This window comes from Nitrospirota bacterium (genome assembly GCA_035516965.1).
GTDB lineage: Bacteria > Nitrospirota > UBA9217 > UBA9217 > UBA9217 > MHEA01.
In genome coordinates, this window is sequence record DATIZR010000064.1 from 1 (window position 1) to 21123 (window position 21123).

General features: G+C 60.7%; 15 protein-coding genes. 6 read left to right on the forward strand and 9 right to left on the reverse strand.

Translation table 11 applies throughout. The features are described 5' to 3' along the window. The 5 genes from cysM to VL197_10130 form a co-directional block, all read right to left on the reverse strand. The coding region (gene cysM / locus VL197_10110) for a cysteine synthase B (protein HUJ18332.1) at positions 1-119 on the reverse strand (119 nt) is incomplete at its 3' end. Between the two features lie 164 nt (positions 120-283). After that, positions 284-1834, reverse strand: coding sequence for a glutamine-hydrolyzing GMP synthase (guaA, locus tag VL197_10115; protein HUJ18333.1), 1551 nt, complete (start codon positions 1832-1834; stop codon positions 284-286). 389 nt (positions 1835-2223) lie between these two features. Beyond that, positions 2224-3852 (reverse strand): AarF/ABC1/UbiB kinase family protein, encoded by a 1629-nt coding sequence (locus VL197_10120; GenBank protein ID HUJ18334.1) that lies wholly within the window; start codon positions 3850-3852, stop codon positions 2224-2226. A gap of 319 nt (positions 3853-4171) precedes the next feature. Continuing rightward, positions 4172-5413 (reverse strand): nucleoside transporter C-terminal domain-containing protein, encoded by a 1242-nt coding sequence (locus VL197_10125; protein HUJ18335.1) that lies wholly within the window; start codon positions 5411-5413, stop codon positions 4172-4174. A gap of 328 nt (positions 5414-5741) precedes the next feature. Continuing rightward, the gene (locus VL197_10130; GenBank protein HUJ18336.1) at positions 5742-6200 is read right to left on the reverse strand and encodes a DUF3617 family protein; all 459 of its coding nucleotides are present in this window, start codon (positions 6198-6200) and stop codon (positions 5742-5744) included. Between the two features lie 325 nt (positions 6201-6525). Here VL197_10130 and VL197_10135 point away from each other — a divergent pair, with 325 nt between their 5' ends. Next, positions 6526-10908, forward strand: coding sequence for a PEP-utilizing enzyme (locus tag VL197_10135; protein ID HUJ18337.1), 4383 nt, complete (start codon positions 6526-6528; stop codon positions 10906-10908). Between the two features lie 363 nt (positions 10909-11271). Beyond that, positions 11272-12288, forward strand: a complete 1017-nt coding sequence (gap, locus tag VL197_10140; GenBank protein HUJ18338.1) for a type I glyceraldehyde-3-phosphate dehydrogenase — start codon at positions 11272-11274, stop codon at positions 12286-12288. 133 nt (positions 12289-12421) lie between these two features. Here the strand turns inward: gap and VL197_10145 are convergent, their stop codons facing one another. The 3 genes from VL197_10145 to speD all read right to left on the reverse strand — a co-directional run bounded on the left by VL197_10145 (position 12422) and on the right by speD (position 15357). After that, positions 12422-13903, reverse strand: coding sequence for an aminotransferase class I/II-fold pyridoxal phosphate-dependent enzyme (locus VL197_10145; protein ID HUJ18339.1), 1482 nt, complete (start codon positions 13901-13903; stop codon positions 12422-12424). Positions 13904-14038: 135 nt separating this feature from the next. Then, on the reverse strand, positions 14039-14959 hold the full coding sequence (gene speE, locus VL197_10150) for a polyamine aminopropyltransferase (protein HUJ18340.1): 921 nt from the start codon (positions 14957-14959) through the stop codon (positions 14039-14041). Then, on the reverse strand, positions 14956-15357 hold the full coding sequence (speD, locus tag VL197_10155; GenBank protein HUJ18341.1) for an adenosylmethionine decarboxylase: 402 nt from the start codon (positions 15355-15357) through the stop codon (positions 14956-14958). The genes speE and speD overlap by 4 nt, the downstream gene beginning before the upstream one ends. A gap of 703 nt (positions 15358-16060) precedes the next feature. Between speD and VL197_10160 the strand changes: the two genes are divergently transcribed. Together VL197_10160 and VL197_10165 are read left to right on the forward strand one after the other, a co-directional pair. Beyond that, the gene (locus tag VL197_10160) at positions 16061-16726 is read left to right on the forward strand and encodes a DUF3109 family protein (protein HUJ18342.1); all 666 of its coding nucleotides are present in this window, start codon (positions 16061-16063) and stop codon (positions 16724-16726) included. A gap of 73 nt (positions 16727-16799) precedes the next feature. Then, positions 16800-17570 carry a hypothetical protein gene (locus VL197_10165; protein ID HUJ18343.1) on the forward strand — a complete coding sequence of 257 codons (771 nt, stop codon included), beginning with the start codon at positions 16800-16802 and terminating at the stop codon, positions 17568-17570. A 220-nt stretch (positions 17571-17790) separates the two neighbouring features. Here the strand turns inward: VL197_10165 and VL197_10170 are convergent, their stop codons facing one another. After that, complete coding sequence (locus VL197_10170) at positions 17791-18243, reverse strand: C40 family peptidase (GenBank protein HUJ18344.1); 453 nt, start codon at positions 18241-18243, stop codon at positions 17791-17793. A 182-nt stretch (positions 18244-18425) separates the two neighbouring features. Here VL197_10170 and VL197_10175 point away from each other — a divergent pair, with 182 nt between their 5' ends. Beyond that, a complete protein-coding gene (locus VL197_10175; protein HUJ18345.1) occupies positions 18426-20360 on the forward strand; it encodes an ASKHA domain-containing protein in 1935 nt (644 codons plus the stop codon). Between the two features lie 263 nt (positions 20361-20623). Beyond that, the gene (locus tag VL197_10180; GenBank protein ID HUJ18346.1) at positions 20624-20833 is read left to right on the forward strand and encodes a hypothetical protein; all 210 of its coding nucleotides are present in this window, start codon (positions 20624-20626) and stop codon (positions 20831-20833) included. Positions 20834-21123: the final 290 nt, after the last annotated feature.

Genomic DNA, 21123 nt, shown 5'->3' on the forward strand with positions numbered 1-21123 from the left:
TTGACCGAGCCGCCCGGATTGTTCCCCTCCAGTTTCGCGAAGACCTGAACGCTGGGGTTGGGGCTGAGCGACTCGAGCTTCACGAGCGGCGTGTTGCCTATGCTGTCCAGAACTCCCATGGGACCTTTCTGATCATTTTAATTATTGTACAGCAGGGACCGGAGCGGGCTCTCGTCATCGAAAAAACGGAGATGGTCCCTCATATCCTCTCTCCGGATTCTTTTCGTTTCGCTGCCCGCGGTCCATCGCGGGTTCTATTGAAGTCCCGCCCGGCAAAGCCCGCCTACTCCCACTCGATGGTGCTCGGCGGCTTGGAGGAGATATCGAAGCAGACCCGGTTCACGCCTTTTACCTCATTGATGATGCGATTGGACATGATGCCCAGGAGCTCATAGGGGATCTTCGCCCAGTCCGCCGTCATGCCGTCCTGGCTCGTGACCGCGCGGATCGCGACGACGTTCTCGTAGGTCCGCTCGTCGCCCATCACGCCCACGGTCTTGATCGGGAGCAGCACGGCGAAGGACTGCCAGATCTGCTTGTAGAGACCCGCCTTCTTGATCTCCTCGATCACGATGGCGTCGGCCTCGCGCAGGATCCTGAGACGGGGATCGGTCACCTCGCCCAGGATGCGGATGGCCAGGCCAGGCCCCGGGAAGGGCTGGCGGTCGATGATGTCGTCGGGCATCTTCATCTCGCGGCCGATGGCCCGCACCTCGTCCTTGAACAGCTCCCGCAGCGGTTCGACCAGTTTCAGTTTCATCTTCTCCGGCAGGCCGCCCACGTTGTGGTGGGACTTGATCACCGCCGACGGGCCCTTGAACGAAACGCTCTCGATCACGTCGGGATAGAGCGTGCCCTGGACCAGGAACTCGGCTCCGCCCACGGCATGGGCCTCCCGCTCGAAGACGTCGATGAAGGTGTTGCCGATGATCTTCCGCTTCTTCTCCGGGTCCTCGACGCCTGCAAGCTTAGCCAGGAACTCCTGCGAGGCGTCCACATATTTCAGGTTCAGGCCCATGTCCTTGAAGGAATGCTGCACTTTCCCGGCCTCGTCCTTCCGGAGCACGCCGTTGTTCACGAAGATGCAGGTAAGCTGTCTGCCGATTGCCTTGTGCACGAGCACGGCGGCCACCGAGGAGTCCACGCCGCCCGAGAGCCCGCAGACCGCCTGTTTGTTGCCGACGGCCTTCCGGATCTCCCCCACGGAATAGTCGACGAAGGACGCCATGGTCCAGGAGGGCTTGCATCCGCAGATCGTGTAAACGAAGTTCCTGAGGATCTCGACGCCCTGCGGCGTGTGTACGACCTCGGGATGGAACTGGACGCCGTAGAACTTCCGCTTCTCGTCGGCCATAGCAGCCGTGGGCGAATTGCCCGTGTGCGCGATGGCGGTGAAGCACTCCGGCATCTTTTCGATCCGGTCACCGTGGCTCATCCAGACCGAGGCCTTGCCTCCCTCCCCGATCCCGCTGAAGATCCCTTCGTTCTTATGGATGGAGAGCTCCGCCCTGCCGTATTCGCGCTTGGTCGATTTGGCCACCTGACCGCCAAGCACGTGCGTCAGAAGCTGCATGCCGTAACAGATGCCGAGCACCGGTACGCCGATCTCGAGGTGTGCCTTGTCGATCAGCGGAGCCCCCGCGTCATACACGCTCGACGGCCCGCCGGACAGGATCAGCCCCTTCGGCCGGAAGGCCTTCACCTTTTCGATCCCGGCGTTATACGGGAATATCTCGCAATACACCTTTGCCTCGCGCACCCGACGCGCGATGAGCTGGGTATACTGAGAGCCGAAGTCGAGGATCAGAATGCGTTCGCTGTGGATGTCCGGCACGGGAAAAGCCCCTTTCGTGAAAAAGATGGTGCATTGTATAGCAGGATGTCCGTGCCTGTCAATTGGAGAATCGGAACCCGGGTGTGCCGAAGGCATCTCCGTTGACGCATGGCGCGGCGCCTGGCTCACTGACGACGTAAAATAAAATAGAGAGGGCGGCGAGAGGAAGCGATTGGAAGAGAACGGGGAACTCCGGCCTAGCCGCGATCCTGGGGCTTCTTCGCCAGGATGCGAAGTACCCAGAGGAACAGGAGAGCGGCACCGCCAGGGTCCAAGCCCGCTTTCTGTCCCCGAAATGATTGAGGGAGTGCAGGAAGGATGAGACCAGGCTGAGTGCAGTCACTTCAGCTTAAAAGCAACGGGAGTTGAGAGATGGTTACCGGCGTGCGTCATTCGAACTCCTTCCGGGATCTTCTCATGAAATAGACGGCCCCTGCCAGCAGGGCACCGGCCGCGACCGCGCACCACAGGGCATCCCTGTCGAACCCGTTGATGCGGAAGACAACGCCAGCCGCTGCCGACCCGGCGGAGAAGATCGAGAGGATGAACCCGCGGCCGATATTGTGTATATGCTGGAGCATGCGCACGATATCCCGGGACGCGATCTCCACGCGCAGCTCGCCCCGGCCCGTGGTCACAAGAAAATCGTTCAAGAGTTCGGGCAGTTTCAGGGCCGACCGGGCGGATATGCCCGCCTGCTTGAGCACGCCTTCCATCGTGAACTCGCCGGCTTTGATGAAGCGCTTCGCGTAGGGAGCGGCGATCTCGATGAGGTTGGTTTCGGAGTCGAGCCGGGACGCGAGGCCGTTCAGCATGCCGATCACCCTGCCGAAGAGAATGAAGTCGTTCGGGATCTGGATCGACGGGCTGATCTGCAGCGCTTCCATGATGTCCTTCCCGATCTCCTCGATGTCCATGGCCTTGAACTCGGAGGGCGAGATGTCGCGATACTTCTGGAGGATCCGGTCCACGAACTGGACCAGGGGCTGGATGTCGCGGGTGAGCGGGATGAACCCCATGTCCACGAGCGCACGCACGAGGCTCAGCGCATTGCGGTCCACGATGGCCGTAAAGGCGCTGCGCAGACCCTCCTTCTTCGGCAAGGAGATGCGGTCCACCATGCCGAAGTCAACGAGGATGACCTCAGGCCCCGGCCGGACAAAGATGTTGCCCGGATGCGGGTCGCCGTGGAACAGGCCGTCCTGGAAGAACATCTGGGCATAGGCCTCGGCGAGGACGCGCGCGACCTCCCTGCGGTCGATCCCCTCCCGGTCGATGGCGTCGAAATCGGTGATCTTGGTCCCCGCGAGGTACTCCAGCGTCAGCACCTTCGACGTCGTGAACGGCCAGTACACGATGGGGATCTTGATCCGGTCGTTGTCCGCGAAGTTCCGGGCGAAGGTCTCGGCGTTCTTCGCTTCCTGGATGTAGTCGAGCTCTTCCGCTACGATGCGGGAGAACTCGGAGTAGATCACGTCGAGGTTGATCTGGCGATAGAGGAGCCGGAGGATCCTGACCACGAACCTGAGCGTCCTGATGTCTGCGGCGATCACCTCTTCGATGCCGGGGTACTGGACCTTCACGACGATGCATTCCCCGTCCTTGAGGCAGGCCCGGTGGACCTGGCCGAGCGAGGCAGACGCAATGGGCTCCTGGTTGAAGGACGAGAAGACCTCCTCCAGGGGACCGAGCTCCTCGGCCACCCGCTTCGCGATCTCGGGGAAGGGCGTGGGCGGCACCTGGTCCTGGAGCTTTGACAGCTCATCGGTGTATTCCTCGGGCAGGATGTCCACGCGGGAGGACAGGAACTGGCCGATCTTGATCAGGACGCCGCGCATTTCGATCATGTGCTCGCGGATCATGCGGGCGTTCGCGGCATGGAGCGCTTTAAGGCGAGATTTCCTGGTCTCCGGCGTGGCGGCGACGTTCCGGAGCCCCAGGAGCTTGTAGCTCAGGAGAACCCGGAGAAAGAGGCCGACGCCCTGAAAGAACCTTCCGCGGTATTTGAACAGGCGCATGGTTGGATTATACCAGATTGGGACGGGGAAGCATATCGATCAAAAAAGTAGGGCCCTTTCCGTAAAGAAAAACCCTGGTGTTATTGGATGCGGATATCATCGAAGAGCGTGAAAGACACCTTTGCATAGACGAACACCGAAAATTCCCATGATACTTTCATGCCACCGTCGCGCTCCTTCATGGCGTCTTTCAATATAAATTTGTGTCTCCAGTCCATCATCACTCAGGCGGAAATGATGGAATTCGAGGCAGCAATCCATAAAACCGCCTGTCTTCACACTCTATACGCCTTCGTGGTTCTGGCCTTTCAGATTGACGTTAGGTGAAAATCCCGATAACTGCTCCGGTCATGCAGGTGGCCAGCGTGCCGGCCAGGAGCGCCTTCATGCCGAGGCCGACGACCTCGTCCCGCCGTTCAGGCGCAAGGCTGCCGAGCCCGCCGATCAGGATGCCGAGGCTGCCGAAGTTGGCAAAGCTCGCGAGCGCGTAGGTCATGATCAGCTTGGTCCGCGGGTCGAGCGCGCCGGCCGGAAGCTTCGCCATTTCGAGGAAGGCGAGCAGTTCGTTCAGGATCGTCTTCGTACCCATGAGCTGCCCCGCGGTCTGCGCCTCCGCCCAGGGTATGCCGAAAAGCCAGACAACCGGCGCCATGATGAACCCGAGGATGCGCTGGAGCGTGAGCGGCTTGCCGCCGGCATCGGGAAGGATGCCGATCAGCAGGTTCGCCAGGTGCACCAGCGCGACCATGACCACGAGCATGGCGACGATGTTCAGGAGCAGATGCAGACCGTCCATTGTCCCCTTAACAACGGCGTCCATGGAGCTCGTCGCGGCGCGGGGCGGTGCGAAGCTCCCGGATGTCTCCTCCCCGGTCTCGGGCACCATGATCCGCGCAATCGTGATCGCGGCGGCAACGTGGATGAACGAGGCCGTCAGGATATGGCCGAGCGGATCGGGGATCACTCCGTTCAGGAACGTGGCGTACAGGATCATCACCGTGCCGGCGATGCATGCCATGCCAACGGTCATGAGCGAGAAGAGCTCGCTCCGCGTCATATCCTTGAGATAGGGCTTGATCACGAGCGGCGCCTCGACCATGCCGAGGAAGATCGTGGTGGACGAGCCGAGGCCGAGCGCGCCACCGATGTTCATGGTCTTCTGCAGAGCGAGTGAGAAGCCGCGCACGATGTGCGGCAGGATCCGCCAGTAGAACAGCAGGGCCGAGAGCGCGCCGATCACGAGCACGAGCGGGAGCGCCTGGAACGCGAGGATGAAGCTTGCCCCCGGGTCCTGGAGCAGGAACGGGGGCGTCCCGCCGCCGATGTAGCCGAACACGAAGGACGTTCCCGCCCTGGTCGCCGCTTCGAGGGAGAGCACGACATTGTTCAGGAGCAGGAAGAGCCTTTTGAAGAATGGAAAATAGAGAAGAATAGCCGCGATGCCGAGCTGTAGGGCGACGCCCGTCAGTGCGGTTACGTATTTGACTTTCTTTCTGTTCTCGCTCACGAGCCATGCGATCCCGGTGAATACCAGGAGGCCGAGCGACGCTTGAAAAAGCATGGAGAAGCTCCTTAACGACTGTTTGTCTGCCGTATTTTTTCGCGATTATGCCATGCCGGGAAGCAATTTTCAATGCAAAAGAAGGCGTCCTCATGACGGTTGCCTCATCATGTGCTGCATGTGCTGCCGCTTCTGCCCCTTGCCGCTGTCCTGTCCGGGAGGAGGCGAGGTTGGCGCAGATACGCCTGCAAATGTAACCATTTTTTTTCCTTCGAATCAGTGAGACGGCTGGAACGCGGAGCACTCTGTGCGGGAGCCAGCGCTGCGGTCCCCCCCCGCAGGTCTGAATACAGCACACCTTGAACCTGGGCTCAAAATTTGTCCCCGGCTACCGCTTGCAGTCGCCGATGCGCCGAGCGGCGAGCAGCTCCTTCGTGGGCCGGTCATTGATCGTTCCGTCCACCTGCACCGTGTAGGCGCTGTCGCTTTCAACCGTGACAACCGTCGTGGTATGGCTGTTCACCTGGCCGCCCGCCGAGCCCTCGGCCGCGCACTCTGCGGTAAAGGTGTACGCATTGCCCTTTTTCGTCAGGGGAGAGACGCGGCAGCCCATGTTTGCCAGCATGGCGTTTTGCTGTTTCATATCCTCGGTCGGGCTTGTGCATTTCTTGTTTACCATCTTTTGCTGACCGGCTGTACGCTGAAATTCCCACATGCCTTGACGGAACACTGGCAGATCCTCGGCATTCGCAGGGTACGGGAAGGCAGCGAACGCAAACACTGCCAAGAACAGGAAGCCTGCGACTCCGGACCGGTACTTCAGTTCTGGCTTAACAACCGTGATCATATCATTCCTCCTCTATTCGATACCCGTTGGCGTTGTGATCAATAGTCGGCCAAGTCCGCGAAAAACGACGTCTCGTAGTGTAATGATAGCATCTTACGTAATTCTTTTCAGACTGCCGGAAAGGAAGTGCCCGGCCATGCCTGTTTCTTCCTTTTCATTGCATGCGGCATTTGTAGACGAACACGGTAACTCGCCCGTTTCTCATCCTTTATTCCGAACTCCATCCATTGCCCGCGGCCATGCCATTGAGCCGGTGCTATCCTTGAAGCAGGGAAAGCAATTGTATGCCCCGTGACAGAGCGGGCAACGGGGGAGCGGAATATTTATGGTCCAAACCGTAAGAGCACAGAATGCTGCTTGTCGTCTTGACTATCTCGTCGGGACGATCGCAACCGCGTACAAAGGGAATATTGGGTCGCTGGTGGCAAAGGATTTCTGCATGACCGACGACGGGAACGAAACGTCGTTTCAGGGCACGATCCTTGCGATGCCCCAAGGAGAGTATGAGGCTGTGTTGAACCAAAGCGGGGCCGAATTGTCACGGTCTGTGCTGAGAAGCGGCGTCTTTTCGTTCAGCGCGGACAGCAGGCGCATTGCCGCAACGCGGGACCTCCAGATCGACATTGTCCGGTCCGGAAGACATGTCGGAACGTTTCTGCTGAAAAAGGAGAACAATGGCGGGCTCTATTTGTCGGCTGTCGAACTCTCGGAAGATCTGGCCGGTATGGACCTCACGCGGCTGACGTCGCCGGTGAAGGACAAGCCGGGGCTGCTCTGGAAGGCGGAGGATATCGTTTCCCGGATACTTTCCACCAAGAAGGACTGGGCTGCGTTCTCCGAAGATCTGGCCGTATTCGCGCGGGACCTTTCCTGGAGCGAACCAGCGGGTTTTGAAAGGGCCTTCGGCGTCCTGGTCCGGTTCATGCTCCTGGCCGCAGAACGCACGGCCGGCGCAGACAGAAGCAAGCCGGTATCCAATTATATCGACCTCCTGGACCTGCTGGGCTTGGACAAGGGGGCGTATGCGACACTCCAGCCCCTGGCCTTGGTCTGGGTGCAGGCCCTGTCACGGTCTTCACTCGACCTTGCCCCGCAGGCACGCCGCTCCGCTACGTCCCTGCGGCGGCTCCTTGATCGATTTCCGGGCCTCGGTATACGGGAAGCGGCGCTCGTTCTGATCAGGTCCATCCAGGGGAGAATCGCCTCGGTCCCGTTCCTCGACAGCAGGGCACTGGAACCGCTTGCCGGCCTCATCCCCGGCGAAGACGTTATGCTGCTGTCCCGCTTCGGGGAAGCGGGACGGAGGCGGATGGAACGTGAGCTTGATGAAGCCGAACGGCTGCTCAAGGGGGATGATCTGGCCCGGGCGCTCGCGGTGCTCGTTGGCCTCGATTTCGATGTGCTGGATGACCGGAAGGCAGTCGAGCTCCTGTTCGACATTGCGGAAAAGGACCTCACCCCCGCATCGGCCGGCCCGGTGTTGCAGGTCATCGCCGCCTACCTGGCTTCTGCTGCCCGGCTGTCCGGCGCCATGCTCGAATCGATCGGCTTTTCCCTGCCCCGGATCATGGACAGGATGCTCGGCCTGGGCCTGGCCGGCGAATGCATCATTCTTGTGCGCGGGATCAGTGAGAGCGGGTCAGGCGCCATGGAGCGGATCCTGCTGAACGGCCGCATCGCCCGACTGGTCCTGCAATCCGGCCAGGACCCGCTCATCGCCGCGTATGCCGACGCGGTGAAGCGCATTACCATTCCCGCAGCCCGCGTGCAGGGGCTCTCACCGGACTCGTGGGCCGAGATCGTCGACCCCCGGCACCTCGATCTCCTGATGAAATTCATGGACCTTCTTGGCTCGGGGACCGGAGCGCTGGAGGGGGTCCTGATCCACGTGATCGCGAACCTGTCGGTTGGCGGCGTCCTGATCCCCGATGACCGGCTGTTCCAGCGCCAGGTATCGGCCTTTCTAAACTCCCCGGCCATGGAGGGACCCTTTCTCCTGAACGAGCTGCTGCTCGCGCGGCTTCCCGTGTATTTCAATGATGTGGGCGCGGTGAGCAAGGTCCGGGACTATTCAACGGAGATCGACTCCCGGGGGAACGACCCGGTGATCTACTTTGTCCGGAAACAGGTCCACGTGAACGCCAGCAGCCAGAACGTGCGCCTGATCGAGGCCGTTTTGCGGTCCTGGGCCAAAAACGATCCTACGCTCCTGCAGACCATCGTGCCTCCTGACATCTACGCGCAAACAAGGCCAGGGCTCATTGCGGGGTACAGCCCGGTCATCAGAGGATTTTTCCGGGATTCCGGCGTGGAGGACGAAGGGGGGCTGCACCTGGAAAAACTCCTTGAGCTCACCGACGAAACGATCGACCGCCTTCTTCCCGAAGGAGACGACAGGGACGGCGAGGCCCGCAGGAAGGTAAAGCTCCTGAGCAAGCTGTACAAGGAGGTCTCGCGGAAGTACGCTTTGCTGGTCCGGGATACCGCGGTCGTTGATGTCAACGCCGGCCTGCAGGCTGTCGTCGAGGCGCTTCAGGAGTACAAAGGCATCATCCTGTCCCCGGAACGGACGGAGGCGCAGGAGTCGCTGTATTTCAAGAGGCATATCGCTTTCGGCATCCCCTCGGTGCTGGGAACCTACCACGAGCCGAAGTTCGATGCGCTTTGCGGCCTGATGCGCCGAGGAGAAGAGGTCCCCGTCCTGCTCGAGGCTATTCTGTCCCGGATGGAAGAAAAGGGAGCAACGGCGAACAGCGGCGACCTCCGGCAATGGCTCGCTGCTCTTGCCGCGGCATGGCAGGCCCTCCGGCAGTATGGCATGCGGAACATCCGGATCGACGAGTTCTCTGTCGTGCTGGAGCAGGACAGGCTTCATCCAACGCAGACTATAGACCTGCTGAAGCTGTGGCAAAAGGAGCTGGCGGGAATGGTGTCTTCGCTCAGCAGGATGTTCCATGGCCCCCTCATGGACGTCATCGAACGGCTTCCGAGGAACGACCTCCCTGAGCATCTCCTTGTTTTGGATGTGTCTTCACCGGATTTTGCCGGCAAGGCGGCCGATGTGGTCATGCGGGACATCCTGAGCAGCATTCCCGGCCTCGTCGAGTCCGACCGGCTGCTCGCTTCGCTCATCTCGATTTTCCGCACGCTGCCTGATGGGATATTCGTTAGCCGGTATAGCGATGGGACCCTGCCGCGTGAGCCCGGTTTTTACGACATCCATGCTCTGGGGATAGCGGACGCATGGAGGCTCGGTCCCGTTCTGGGCGCAAAGGCGAAGAACCTTGTGCTGCTCAAGGAAAAGGGGCTCCCCGTCCCTGCCGGCGTGGTCCTTCCCGCGGGGCAGACCCGGAGCGGACCTCCGGGCAGGGAGCAGGGCCCGGACGATCAGGTCCTGAGGGAGGGGGTGCGGGCAATTGAGGCACAAACCGGCAGAGTGTTCGGCGGGATTGACAGGCCGCTGTTCCTTTCCGTGCGGAGCGGTTCGTACCTCTCGATGCCCGGCATACTGTCGTCCATTCTCTACTGTGGCATGAACGAGCGAACTGCCCATGCGTTCATCAACGAGACCGGCGACCCGGCGCTGGGCTGGGACTCCTACCGGAGGTTCATCGAGCATTACGGGACCGCGGTCCTGGGGCTGGATATCGAATTCTTCGAGCAGGCCGCAGGGGGCCCCGGACGCGGCTCGGGCGCCGACGTCCACCCGGACGCGGAGCACGCAAGATCGCTCGTAAGCCGCTATCAGGAACGGCTCCGCTCGCTCGGCCTTCAGGTGCCGGATGACGTCTACGAACAGCTGCGTTGCTGCGTGCATGCCGTGTATGCCTCTTGGCAGAGCGACCGGGCTCGCCAGTTCCGGGCCGCCACGGGGACGTCTGAGGAATGGGGCACCTCGGTCACGCTGATGGAAATGATCCCCGGCAACCAGGAGGGTTCCGGCGCCTCGGTGTTCTTCACCAGGGACCCCTCCACGCACGAGGAGGCGATCTTCGGAGAGGTCCGGGAGAATGCCAGCGGCGACGACCTTGCGTCGGGAAGGAAATCCGGCGTCCCCCTGTCGCGCAGGCAGGCAGCGGCCGGGCAAAAAAACCTCGAAGACCTCGATCCCGGGCTCTTCCGGCTGCACCAGGAGCTCGCGCGAACGATCGAAGCCGCCTTTGACGGGCTGCCCCAGGAAGTGGAGGTGACCTATACGCGGGGCAGGGACAAGGCCCCCATGCTGTACGTGCTCCAGTCCAGGAGCATGGAAGAGGGGGATGGGGCCGACGCCGCGTTCCCGGCGGGCTGCGGCATGGAATCCCGCGTGATCGGCCGCGGCATCGGCGTGAACGGAGGTGCGCTGAGCGGCGTGGCATCCTTCGCCCCCTCGGTTGACCAGGCCGCAAGGCTGGCTCACGAGTCGGGCCTGCCCGTGATCCTCATCCGCAGAACCGCGGACACCAAAGATGTCTCGCTGATGCCGGTCATCAGGGGGATCATTACGGCAGCCGGAGGGGTCACGTCCCATGCGTCGGTCCTGGCGCTCAAATTCGGGCTTACCGCGGTCGTTTCGTGCGCTGACCTCACGGTGGATGTCGATGAAGCTGGCCGGCCCTTTGCCATGATCGGGACCACCCGCATCCGGGAAGGAAGCCCTTTAAGCCTTGACGGCAAGAAAGGCCTGGTCTTCTCCGGGACCTGCCGGCCGGCAAAGGAACGGTCCTGATCAACGCCCACCGAGGATCCCGCGCGGAGAAATAATCTCTCTTGCTATACTAGAGACAGAGACGTCATATGTGGTTTACCCTTGCCCAGACGACAAGGTATCAGCCATGACGCACTTCAGGGGGCAGTGTAATAATTTTTCGTGAAAAAATAGCATGAAACATGAAACGACTGGGGTCACAGAGGTATCCTCTGTCTACTCCAGAAGAGTTTCGATTTAAGGACGCTACGGGACGGATAATATCATGAGGGCGCAGAGGGAGAGGGTAGATGTTTTCTCGCACCCGACTATTATTTCAGTATTTTCCCGGTGTTCTCGGTGGTCGGCTTTAACTATAGGCCTCGCGGAGAAAGGACGCAATTCATGAAAACCATAGCCATTAACGGCCTGGGTCGCATAGGGATGCTGGCTCTTCGCCTCTATGTGGAGCGGCCGCCAAAGAACGTGGCGCTGGTGGCAGCCAACAGCCCGGCGCCGATCGAAGACCTTGCCTATCTGATCAAGTATGACTCCGTCCACGGCCGGGCGCCCTTTGAGATCAGGACGGGACCGGATTATCTGGACATCGGGCCCCACCGCATAGCCGTTTCCCACGAAACAGACCCGGAAAAGCTGGCCTGGCGCAGGCAGGGCATCGATATCGTCCTGGAATGCTCGGGACTCTTCCGGAAGCGGGAGGAGGCCGAAAAACACCTGCGGGCCGGCGCTGGAAAGGTCATCATAAGCGCCGACGCCAAGAACGAGGACCTGACAATCGTCCTCGGGGTGAACGAGCGATCCTACGATCCCGCGAAGCACCACATCATCTCCAATGCTTCCTGCACCACGAACTGCCTGGCCACCACGGCCAAGGTGCTCCTGGACGCCTTCGGCATCGACTATCTCATGGCCACGACCGTGCATGCTTACACCTCGAGCCAGGCGATCATCGACCGTTCGGCCCCCGGCCACCGGCGGCGGGGAAGGGCGGCCGGCGTCTCCCTGATCCCGTCCAGCACCGGCGCAGCAGCGGCAACGCAACTCGTGCTGCCGCAGCTCAGGGGCAGGATGGAGGCGATCGCGGTGCGAGTGCCGGTCGCGAACGGGTCGCTCACGGACATCGTGGCCCATCTCGGAAGGGACGCTACCCGCGAGGAGGTGAATGCGGCGTTCAAGGCCGCGGCAGGCGGGCCTATGGCAGGCATCCTGGATTACAGCGAGGACGAGCTGGTTTCCGCCGACATCGTCGGAGACGAGCACTCCGCGATCGTGGACGCAAAGTCAACGCGGGTCCTGAGGGACCGCGTCGTCAAGGTGCTTGCCTGGTATGACAATGAATACGGCTATGCACGGCGCCTCCTGGACCTTGCGGGCCATATCGCCGGACAGGGGCCGAACTGACCTGGCCCCCCGGCACAGGGCGGATTGCCGCGCACTCTGGTAAAACTCGTCGATCCTGACAAACAAAAGCCCGCTCTGCTGAGAGCGGGCTTTCTGATTCACCTCATTTTGGGGCTGAGCGAAGGCCCTCGGCCTACCCCTTCGCCACACGAACGAGGGTGTTGTTCTCGTTCATGCCGTCGATGATGGCGCCGAGGCCGGCCATGTTCTGGAGGTAGTCTATAGCGTCCTGGGATATCACCTCCCCGGGGACGAGGAGCGGGATGCCGGGAGGGTACACGGTCACGATCTCGGTCGAGACCCGGCCCGCGGAGTCGTTCACGCTCACCAGTTCGCTGTCGGAGTAGAAGGCGTCGCGTGGCGTCATGGCGAATTTGTTGTTCAGGACAGGAGGATGGACCCTGTCGAGCGGCAAGAGCGCGCCCTGGAGACCGGTCTCCGCAGAGATCACCCGGAGCGCCTCCACGAGCCGGTTCAGGTCGTCCTGCCGGTCGCCGATCGAAACGATCACGAGCACGTGGAAGGGATCCGCCATCTCGACCTGGATGCCGAAACGGGTGTTCAGCATCTGGGAGACGTGGTAGCCTGAGAGCCCCATGTCGGACACGGTGATGGTGAGTTTCGTAACGTCCATGTCCGCCATGCCCGCCTGCCTGGCCCGGTCCTTGCCAAAGCAGGTGATGCCCGGGATCTTGTCGATCGACGCTCTCGCATCCTCGGCAAGCTTGATGGTGCGGTTCAGGAGCTTCTTCCCTTCCGTAGCCATCTGCATCCGGGCAAGGTCGAGGGACGCCATCAGGATGTAGGACGGGCTGGTGGTCTGGAGCAGCTTCAGCGTGTTCGTCACATCGTCGATATTGATGCGCTCTGCCTTTGCATGCAGCATGGACGCCTGGGTCATGCCGCCTACGATCTTGTGGGTGGACTGCACGCAGAGGTCGGCCCCGACCTCGAGGGCGCACTTCGGGAGCTTGGGGTTGAACTTGAGGTGCGGGCCGTGTGCCTCGTCCACGAAGACCAGCAGGCCCTTCTCCCGGGCATAGGGGATGATGTTCTCAATGTCCGCGCACAGGCCGTAGTAGTTCGGGCTTGTGATCAAAAGGGCGCGGGCGCCCGGATTTGCGTCAATGGCCTGCTTCGCGGTCTCGAACTTGACGTTCAGGGTGAGTTTCAGGTCCCGGTCAAAGGAGGGTTGGAAGAATATCGGCTGGGCGCCGCTCATGATGAGCCCGGTCAGGACCGAGCGATGGCAGTTGCGCGCGATCAGGACCTTGTCGCCGGGACCGGTCGTGGACGCCACCATGGCGTGGTTCCCCACGGTGGTGCCGTTCACGAGGAAATAGGAGCGGTCCGCGCCGGCGGCCTTGGCAGCAAGCTCCTGGGCTTCCTTGATGACGCCGGTGGGGTTCTGGAGCGAATCGACCTCATCCAGTGTCGTGAGATCGATCGAAAAGATGCGGGGCCCCACGAACTTGCGGAACCGCGTGGATATGCCCTTGCCGCTCTTGTGTCCGGGGGTATGGAAGGAGACCTTGCGGCTTTCCGCGAGGTTCACCATCGCGTCGAACAGGGGGGTGCGGAACTGCTCGTCCTCTATCCGGTTGGGGGCGGTCATGCTGTTATGATATCATTTCCGCGTCCGGAAGGGACAACAAATGCCAGGCGCTCGGATCTCAGAGTATGAGGCGTACCTTGAGGGACACCGCAAGAAAAGGGGTAGAACGCGGCAGAGGGACTTTTGCCGAAGCCGCTAGTGGTAGGTGAAGAGCGGTGCATTATCTTCGATGATCTTGGTCTCTTCGGCCATGGCCTTCCGGATGTGCTTGGGGAGCATGTACATGCCCTGGTTGGTGATGCCGTCGTAGTAGCGGTTCTCGCCCTTGATCCGCTTCCTGATCATCTCGTCAAGATGCTTGGGGTCGAACTTCCGGGGATCGAGGTTCTTCGAGGCGAGGGTAAAGCCCCAGGGGAGTCCGAAGGATGGTATGCACACGTTATAGGGTGCGACCACGGGAAAGACCGCGTTCAGCGTCTTGTCCACCGCGGTGAAGTTGAGCAACTGGTGCAGGGCCGTGGTGCCGGCCTGGAGGGCGATGGTCCCGTCCGGGGAAAGCCGCTCCTTCACGATCTCGTAGAACTCGCGCGTGAACAGGAGGTAGGCCGGGCCTTCCTCAACGGGCTCGGAAATGTCGATGATAATGGCGTCGTAGCTGTCGGTGGTCTCTTCCAGGTACTTGCGGGCGTCCATGAACCGGAGGTCGGTCCTGGGGTCGTCAAAGGCGCCCTGGTGCCACTCGGGAAGCAGCTCCTTTGACTTTTCGACCACTTCCTGGTCGATGTCCACCATCATGCAGTACTCGACGCTCTTGTGGCGCAGGACCTCGCGCAGCGTCGCGCCTTCACCGCCGCCCACGATGAACACCCGCTTCGGGTTCGGATGGGTCAGGAGCGCAGGATGGACCAGTGCCTCATGGTAAATGAACTCGTCGGTGAGGGACGACTGCATCTTGCCGTCCAGGACGAGGCACCGGCCATAGCTCCCGCTTTCCATGATCTCCATTGTCTGGTACTTGGTATGGCTGGCGTAATGAATGGTACGGATCCCGTGGATATGACCCTCCTGGGGACTCGTATATTCGATGAACCACTTGAAATTCTTGGGTTCTATCATGCTAAGACCGGTTCTCCCTGGGCAAGCGGCTTGTGCGGCAGCTTCTCGGCGCCGAGGATGCCCCGCTTCATCTCGATGATAGACGGGTTCTTGCACTCAAACTTTTCGATCAGGAATTTTGCGGCAACCCGAGGATCGATCAGGTCCCCGCAGGTGAAAACATCGACTGCGGCATAGCCGTATTCCGGCCATGTATGGATGGCAAGGTGGGATTCGGCGATGACCACCATCCCGCTGATGCCAAAGGGGCTGAATTCGTGGAAGGCGACCTCAACAATAGTCGCCTTTGCCTCCAGGGCGGCATTTTTTAGTGTGTCCTGTACAAACTGTAAGCTGCCTAGGGTCTTGGGGTTGCAATCCCTCAACTCCAACAACAGGTGAGTCCCCAACGCGTGCAACCTGTTTGCCTCCTTCTCCGCCCGCAGATCCTGCTTCCCGGCTTGCCGGGACCCCGCGAGCACCGCCTTCCGTTCCCACGGAAGGGTTGGTGTTCAAGTCCAAATCCGCCGCGACTTCCGACGGCGCGATCACACACTGAATTTAATGTGTCATTTATCAAAATTGATTCTCTTTGTCAAGAAAAAATCTCCTCGAGCTGCATTTTTTTCTCGCGGGAGCATCACTCGCGTCTGACACCACAAGACGAGCGCGATTTTCCGCTCACGGGGGCGGACGAGGGAGCGAACTTTTCCGGGCGGGACGCCGTCTGCTGCTCTCCGGAGAGGCTCTCGTCAACGCCAACGCTCCGGCAACTCCCCGATCGAGCCTTGATCTGCCGTCTCCGGGCATCGCGCAGGTGCGCGTCTGTGCGGGAACGCTCATCAGCGCCGTCCAGAGCGGCGTTTGGCGTCCAAGGAAAGGGACGCTGGAGCGATCGGAGAGTTCGAGAAGAAAGCCCGCGGAGAGCACCTTCTCCGGGACTTTCCCGAGCCGAGAAAAAATGCTTTACATCCGGAGCCGATAGTTTTAATATTGGGCTCTGATTTTGAAGGGTTGGACGCTCCAAACGCACCACAAGATGTAGGGCGGACCGGCCTTTTCGAGTTACCACTATATATAGAAGAGAGCTTCAGGCATTTCTGCCGACCGGAGGTATCGTCCATGTCTTCAGAGAAGAATTTCGTCGAGGTCGCCTCGGTGCTCGTGAACCCGGAGATCTTCACCCGCCCCTACACCTGCGACGTGGAAGGATATGACTGCAAATCCCAGTGCTGCTACCGTGCCTGCATCGTGCCGGACCATGAGACGAAGAAGATCGAGGAGCACTTCGAGGCCATTCTTTCTTATTTAAGCTCCGAGAACCGGGAGGTCCTGAAAAAGAACGGCACGATCCTCGCCGACTGCAAAAAGCAGTGCCCCAGCGGCTGCGAGATCCACGAGGACGAGGCCAAGGCCATCCGCAGGACCTTCGGCGGCAAGGACTTCCGCTGCGTCCTGATCCACAACAAGACCTGCTCCCTGCTCTATACGAACAAGGAGGGATTCCGCTACTGCGCGGTGCACACCTTTGCCATGGACAAGGGCCTCGTCTGGGAGGAGTTCAAGTTCGCGGACTGCGTCCAGTACCCCCTCTCCTTCTACACTCTGGCGGACGGCAGGCAGGTGCTCTCGATCCAGGACACCCCCTACCTCGACCACATTCCCTGCATGCAGAAGCCCAAGGGCGAGCCCATGTACAAGAGCCTCAAGAAGACCATCGAGACGTTCCTGGGCAGGGACTTTTACAAGGCGCTCGACGCCCATGCCGGGAAGAAGCCCAGGAAATAACCGGCCGGCGGGCTCCGGACAAAACTGCACTCAGGATGGATTTACAATGCTCCCCGTGATATAATCTGAACCCATGGGAAACCTGTTCCTCAGCTTCACCATAGCCATCGGCGGCGCCATCGGCCTGGTCACCCTGAGCAGGGTGTTCGACCTGGAAACGTACTCCAGCCGCGTCTTCCCGCTCATCCCCATTCTCTACGCGATCATCTACGAGGTCCTCGAACGCAGGAAGACCGGCAAGTCGCAGACGATCCCCCCGTCCCAGGCAAGGGAGGAGATGAGGGCCGGCGCGAAGGCGCTCTTCAAGAATATCACCCCGGGCCGGATCATCACCGACGTCGCCGTCAGTTTTGCCATCAAGTTCTCTGCCGAGACCCTGCTCGTGGCGCTGTTCATTTCCACCACGGGCCAGAGCTTCGAGAGCCTCTACGGCAACTTCGGGGTCGACACGGTCGGCCGGCTCCTGCGCGGCGACCATCCCTGGCTCATGGGGACCGACGGCCTCATCCTCCTCGGGTTGATCGCGCTGCTGACCAGCATCGGCACCGGGCTCTGGATCGGGAACACCACCCAGGGCCAGGCCATCCTTGAAGGCGTCGTCGCCGGGGCAGCGGTAACGTTCATCACGGCAATGACGAACATGCTCATGCTCTACCGCAGGATCGAAGAGGCCGCGAACCAGATGGCCGCCTCCTTCGGATACGGCATCCACGTCGGCTTCGCCGCGGTCCTCCTCGTGCAGGTCCTGCTCTACGGCCTCTGGAGCGGCGTGGCGCAGAAGTCAAAGGAAAAGAAGGCCCTCCGGGCCGAGGTTAGAAAGTCGGCAAAGAAGCAGAAGAAGTAAAGAACCCGCCTCAGAGTAACTCAGAAAGCATCTCCTGCAGATTCCCCTTTTACAATAACCTGGTCTCCTTCGTGCTCTTCGCGGCCTGGCAGTGACAGGCTGTGTGCTTTTCATGTTGGTTTGAGGATAGCGCCTTGTCGCTCAGGAAGAAGGGCAGGATCTTTTTTGGGGAGTATGCGGCACTGTTTCGGAGGAAGGTCGTCAGAGAACCGGTTCTCGGTCACAGCCTTCGGGCGCCGAGAAAATGGTCCTTCCAGTAGGGATCGTCGAGGCTGTCGACACGCACGGTCTTGCCGCTGCTCGGCGCGTGTACGAATTCGTTCTGGCCGGTTGAGATGCCCACATGGGAATACTTCTTGCCGTACTGGGTGAAGAACAGCAGATCGCCTTTGCGGATGTCGCGGAAGGATATGGGGGAGGACCTCTGTTTGAGGGCGGCGGTGCCGTGGGGAAGGTCAAGCCCGGCCGTCAGGTAGCTGTACCGGACGAGTCCGCTGCAGTCGAACCCCTGGGGGCTGTCCCCCTTGAACTTGTAGGGCCTGCCGACGAGGGCCAGCGCCGTTTTCGCGGCCTTGTCCGCGACCGGGAAGGAATAGCCGCTGACGTGCCCCGGCGGCGGAGCCGAGGCGCAGGCGGAGAATATCACGGCAAGAAGCACTAGCGAGCACGCCATCGGTAACCGCATCCAACCCCCTCCCAGCGGCTCCAGTGTAGTAGATTTCTGCTCCCCTGTCAATGAGGACAGGTTGTCATTCGGCATGAGGATGACCGGCAGAGCGCTTTTATCCGGATCCCTGTGCGTGCTCCGCTTACAATCCCCTTGACCCCCCTCACGGTCCCTGTTATATTCAGCCCATGAAACATAAAATCACCTTTCTCCCGGACAACGTCACCGTTGACGTCGACGACAGTACAAACCTGTTCAAGGCCGTGAAAGCGGCGGGCCTGTACGTGCTCTCGTCCTGCGGCGGCAAGGGCAACTGCGGCAAGTGCAAGGTCATCATCAAGGAAGGGAAGATCGAGAGCGAAAAGTCCCGGTCGTTCCTGACCGCCGAAGAGGCCAGCCGCGGGTACGCTCTCGCCTGCGTCTCCCAGGTGAAGAGCGGACTCACCGTGGAAATCCCTCCCGAATCGCGCATGCAGGCGAAGCACAAGATCGCGACAGGCGCGAACACGGAGGAACTGCTCAGGCTCATGAAGCAGGCGGGCGGCTGCCTCGAGTCCCGCATCAACCGCATTTATCTCGAGATCAGTCAGCCGACGATCGATGACAACATCGCCGATCTCGAACGCGTTCGCCGCGCACTCGACGGCGCCGGTTTCAACGCCGGGCACCTTCACCTGAACTACATGGTCTTGAGCAAACTGCCCCATGTGCTGCGCGAGGGGAAGTGGAAGGTGACGGCCTCGGTATTCAGTATGGGAGAGGTCCTCGAGGTGCTCGACATCTATGCGGGCGATGCTACGAAAAGCCGCTACGGAGCTGCCGTGGACATCGGAACGACGACCATCGTCGTGTACCTCGTGGACATGTCGAACGGCCACGTCGTCGGCACCGCCTCGACCTACAACAGCCAGACAAAGTGCGGCGACGACGTGATCACGAGGATCGTTTATGCGACCGAACGCAACGGGCTGAAGGAGCTCCAGGCGCTGGCAGTGGACAACATCGGCGCGATGCTCTCCGAGCTGGCGGAAAAACACAACGTCTCCCCGGGCATGATCGACTATATCGTCGTTGCCGGCAACACGACCATGGAGCACCTTTTCTATGGCATCGATCCCGCGAACATCCGCGAGGAGCCCTACATACCGGCGGCGACCTTCTTCCCGCTCATCCGCGGCAAGAGCGTGGGTCTCCAGATCCACCCGCAGGCGATCATTTATTCCATGCCGAACGTGGCAAGCTACGTGGGCGGCGACATCACCGCCGGCGTGCTCGTGTCCCAGATCCACAGACAGGACCCGGTATCGCTGTTCATCGATATCGGTACGAACGGCGAGATCGTGCTCGGCAACAAGGAATGGCTCGTGACGGCGGCGTGCTCGGCCGGACCGGCCTTCGAAGGGAGCGGCATCAAGTTCGGCATGCGGGCCATGGAAGGCGCGATCGAGGAGGTCGAGATCGATCCCCTGACCTTTGAGGTGAACTACCGGGTCATCGGCGACACGAAGCCGATCGGCATCTGCGGGTCCGGAATGATCGACGCCCTTGCCGAGATGTACCTCAACGGGGTCATCGACCAGAAAGGCAAGATCAGGGAGGAGATCAAGTCCAAGCGCATCCGGCGGGGCGAGAGCGGGCTTGAGTTCGTTCTCTCGTGGCGGGTCGAGAGCGCCGTCAACAAGGAGATCGTGATCACCGAAGTTGACCTGGACAATCTCATCCGGGCCAAGGCCGCCATCTACGCCGGGTTCGCCACGCTGCTGTCGCACATGGGAATGACCTTCAACGACATCCAGAAGCTCTACATCGCCGGCGGATTCGGACGCTACATTGACGTGGAGCGCGCGATCACCATCGGCATGCTGCCCGACATGCCCGTGAACAAGTTTCAGTTCCTCGGAAACACCTCGATCATGGGGGCCTACTACGCGCTCCTCTGCGACCGGCTCCGGCATGAGGCCGAGGAGATCGCGAAGAAGATGACCTACATCGAGCTGTCCGTGTCGCGCAGCTTCATGGACGAGTACATGTCCGCCCTCTTCCTGCCCCATACGAACCTTGACGCATTCCCCACCGTGAAGAAGGAGATGAAGCGCGGAAGGAACTGGTACAAGCCTGAGTAAAGCGTTCCCGAACGTGCATCCAACGAAAGAGGCTGCCACCATTCGCCGCGCACGGACCTAGACGCGTTCCCTCCGGTGAAGAAAGCGCTCGCGGGGAGAAAAAAGCATGGCTCCATTGTCCATCTTGACGGAGGCGGGATGAGACCCGTCCCGGTCCCGCATCCCCCTTCAGCGCCATCACATTTATATTTCCCATTCAACCTTCTTAATCCGGCCGTGTCTCATAATATGAGACAGCAAAACCGGAAAGGAGGTGAATCCCTATGAAAAGGATAGTCGCTCTGTTCACGGCAGTGGCGTTCGCCCTGACCCTCGGCGTTGCGTTCGCTGAGGATAAGGCGCCGGCCGCGGCGGATAAGGCGCCGGCAACATCGGAAAAGGCCCCCGCTAAGGCGAAGAAAGCCAAGAAGACGAAGCACGTCAAGAAGCACAAACAGGAAGCAGCAGCGCCGGCAGCTCCCACCACGAAGTAGCAGCATGAGCAGCACATGACTGCATACCGCCATTTCATTATACCGGGCGGCAAAAGCCATACATGAGGAACACCAGAAGGCCTGTCAGATCTGACAGGCCTTTTGCTTTTTGCACGGGTGCAACCCGCACCACGGGCCGGAAGAGCGCGGCCTCGAGGCCGGCTACCGGATTCGCATCGTGACCTCAAAACCCGGGACAGTCGAATGCCGCTGCGCACCACGCTGCGACAGCGGCCGGTAACGCTGCGGATCGCATGACTTGCAAGTTCATGTGCAGGACGGGGTTGAGG

Coding starts and splice junctions, on each gene's coding strand:
- VL197_10120 (HUJ18334.1), bottom strand. CDS start 3,852: ATGCGCCTGTTCAAATACCGCGGAAGGTTCTTTCAGGGCGTCGGCCTC.
- VL197_10125 (HUJ18335.1), bottom strand. CDS start 5,413: ATGCTTTTTCAAGCGTCGCTCGGCCTCCTGGTATTCACCGGGATCGCA.
- VL197_10130 (HUJ18336.1), bottom strand. CDS start 6,200: ATGATCACGGTTGTTAAGCCAGAACTGAAGTACCGGTCCGGAGTCGCA.
- VL197_10135 (HUJ18337.1), top strand. CDS start 6,526: ATGGTCCAAACCGTAAGAGCACAGAATGCTGCTTGTCGTCTTGACTAT.
- gap (HUJ18338.1), top strand. CDS start 11,272: ATGAAAACCATAGCCATTAACGGCCTGGGTCGCATAGGGATGCTGGCT.
- VL197_10145 (HUJ18339.1), bottom strand. CDS start 13,903: ATGACCGCCCCCAACCGGATAGAGGACGAGCAGTTCCGCACCCCCCTG.
- speE (HUJ18340.1), bottom strand. CDS start 14,959: ATGATAGAACCCAAGAATTTCAAGTGGTTCATCGAATATACGAGTCCC.
- VL197_10160 (HUJ18342.1), top strand. CDS start 16,061: ATGTCTTCAGAGAAGAATTTCGTCGAGGTCGCCTCGGTGCTCGTGAAC.
- VL197_10165 (HUJ18343.1), top strand. CDS start 16,800: ATGGGAAACCTGTTCCTCAGCTTCACCATAGCCATCGGCGGCGCCATC.
- VL197_10170 (HUJ18344.1), bottom strand. CDS start 18,243: ATGGCGTGCTCGCTAGTGCTTCTTGCCGTGATATTCTCCGCCTGCGCC.
- VL197_10175 (HUJ18345.1), top strand. CDS start 18,426: ATGAAACATAAAATCACCTTTCTCCCGGACAACGTCACCGTTGACGTC.
- VL197_10180 (HUJ18346.1), top strand. CDS start 20,624: ATGAAAAGGATAGTCGCTCTGTTCACGGCAGTGGCGTTCGCCCTGACC.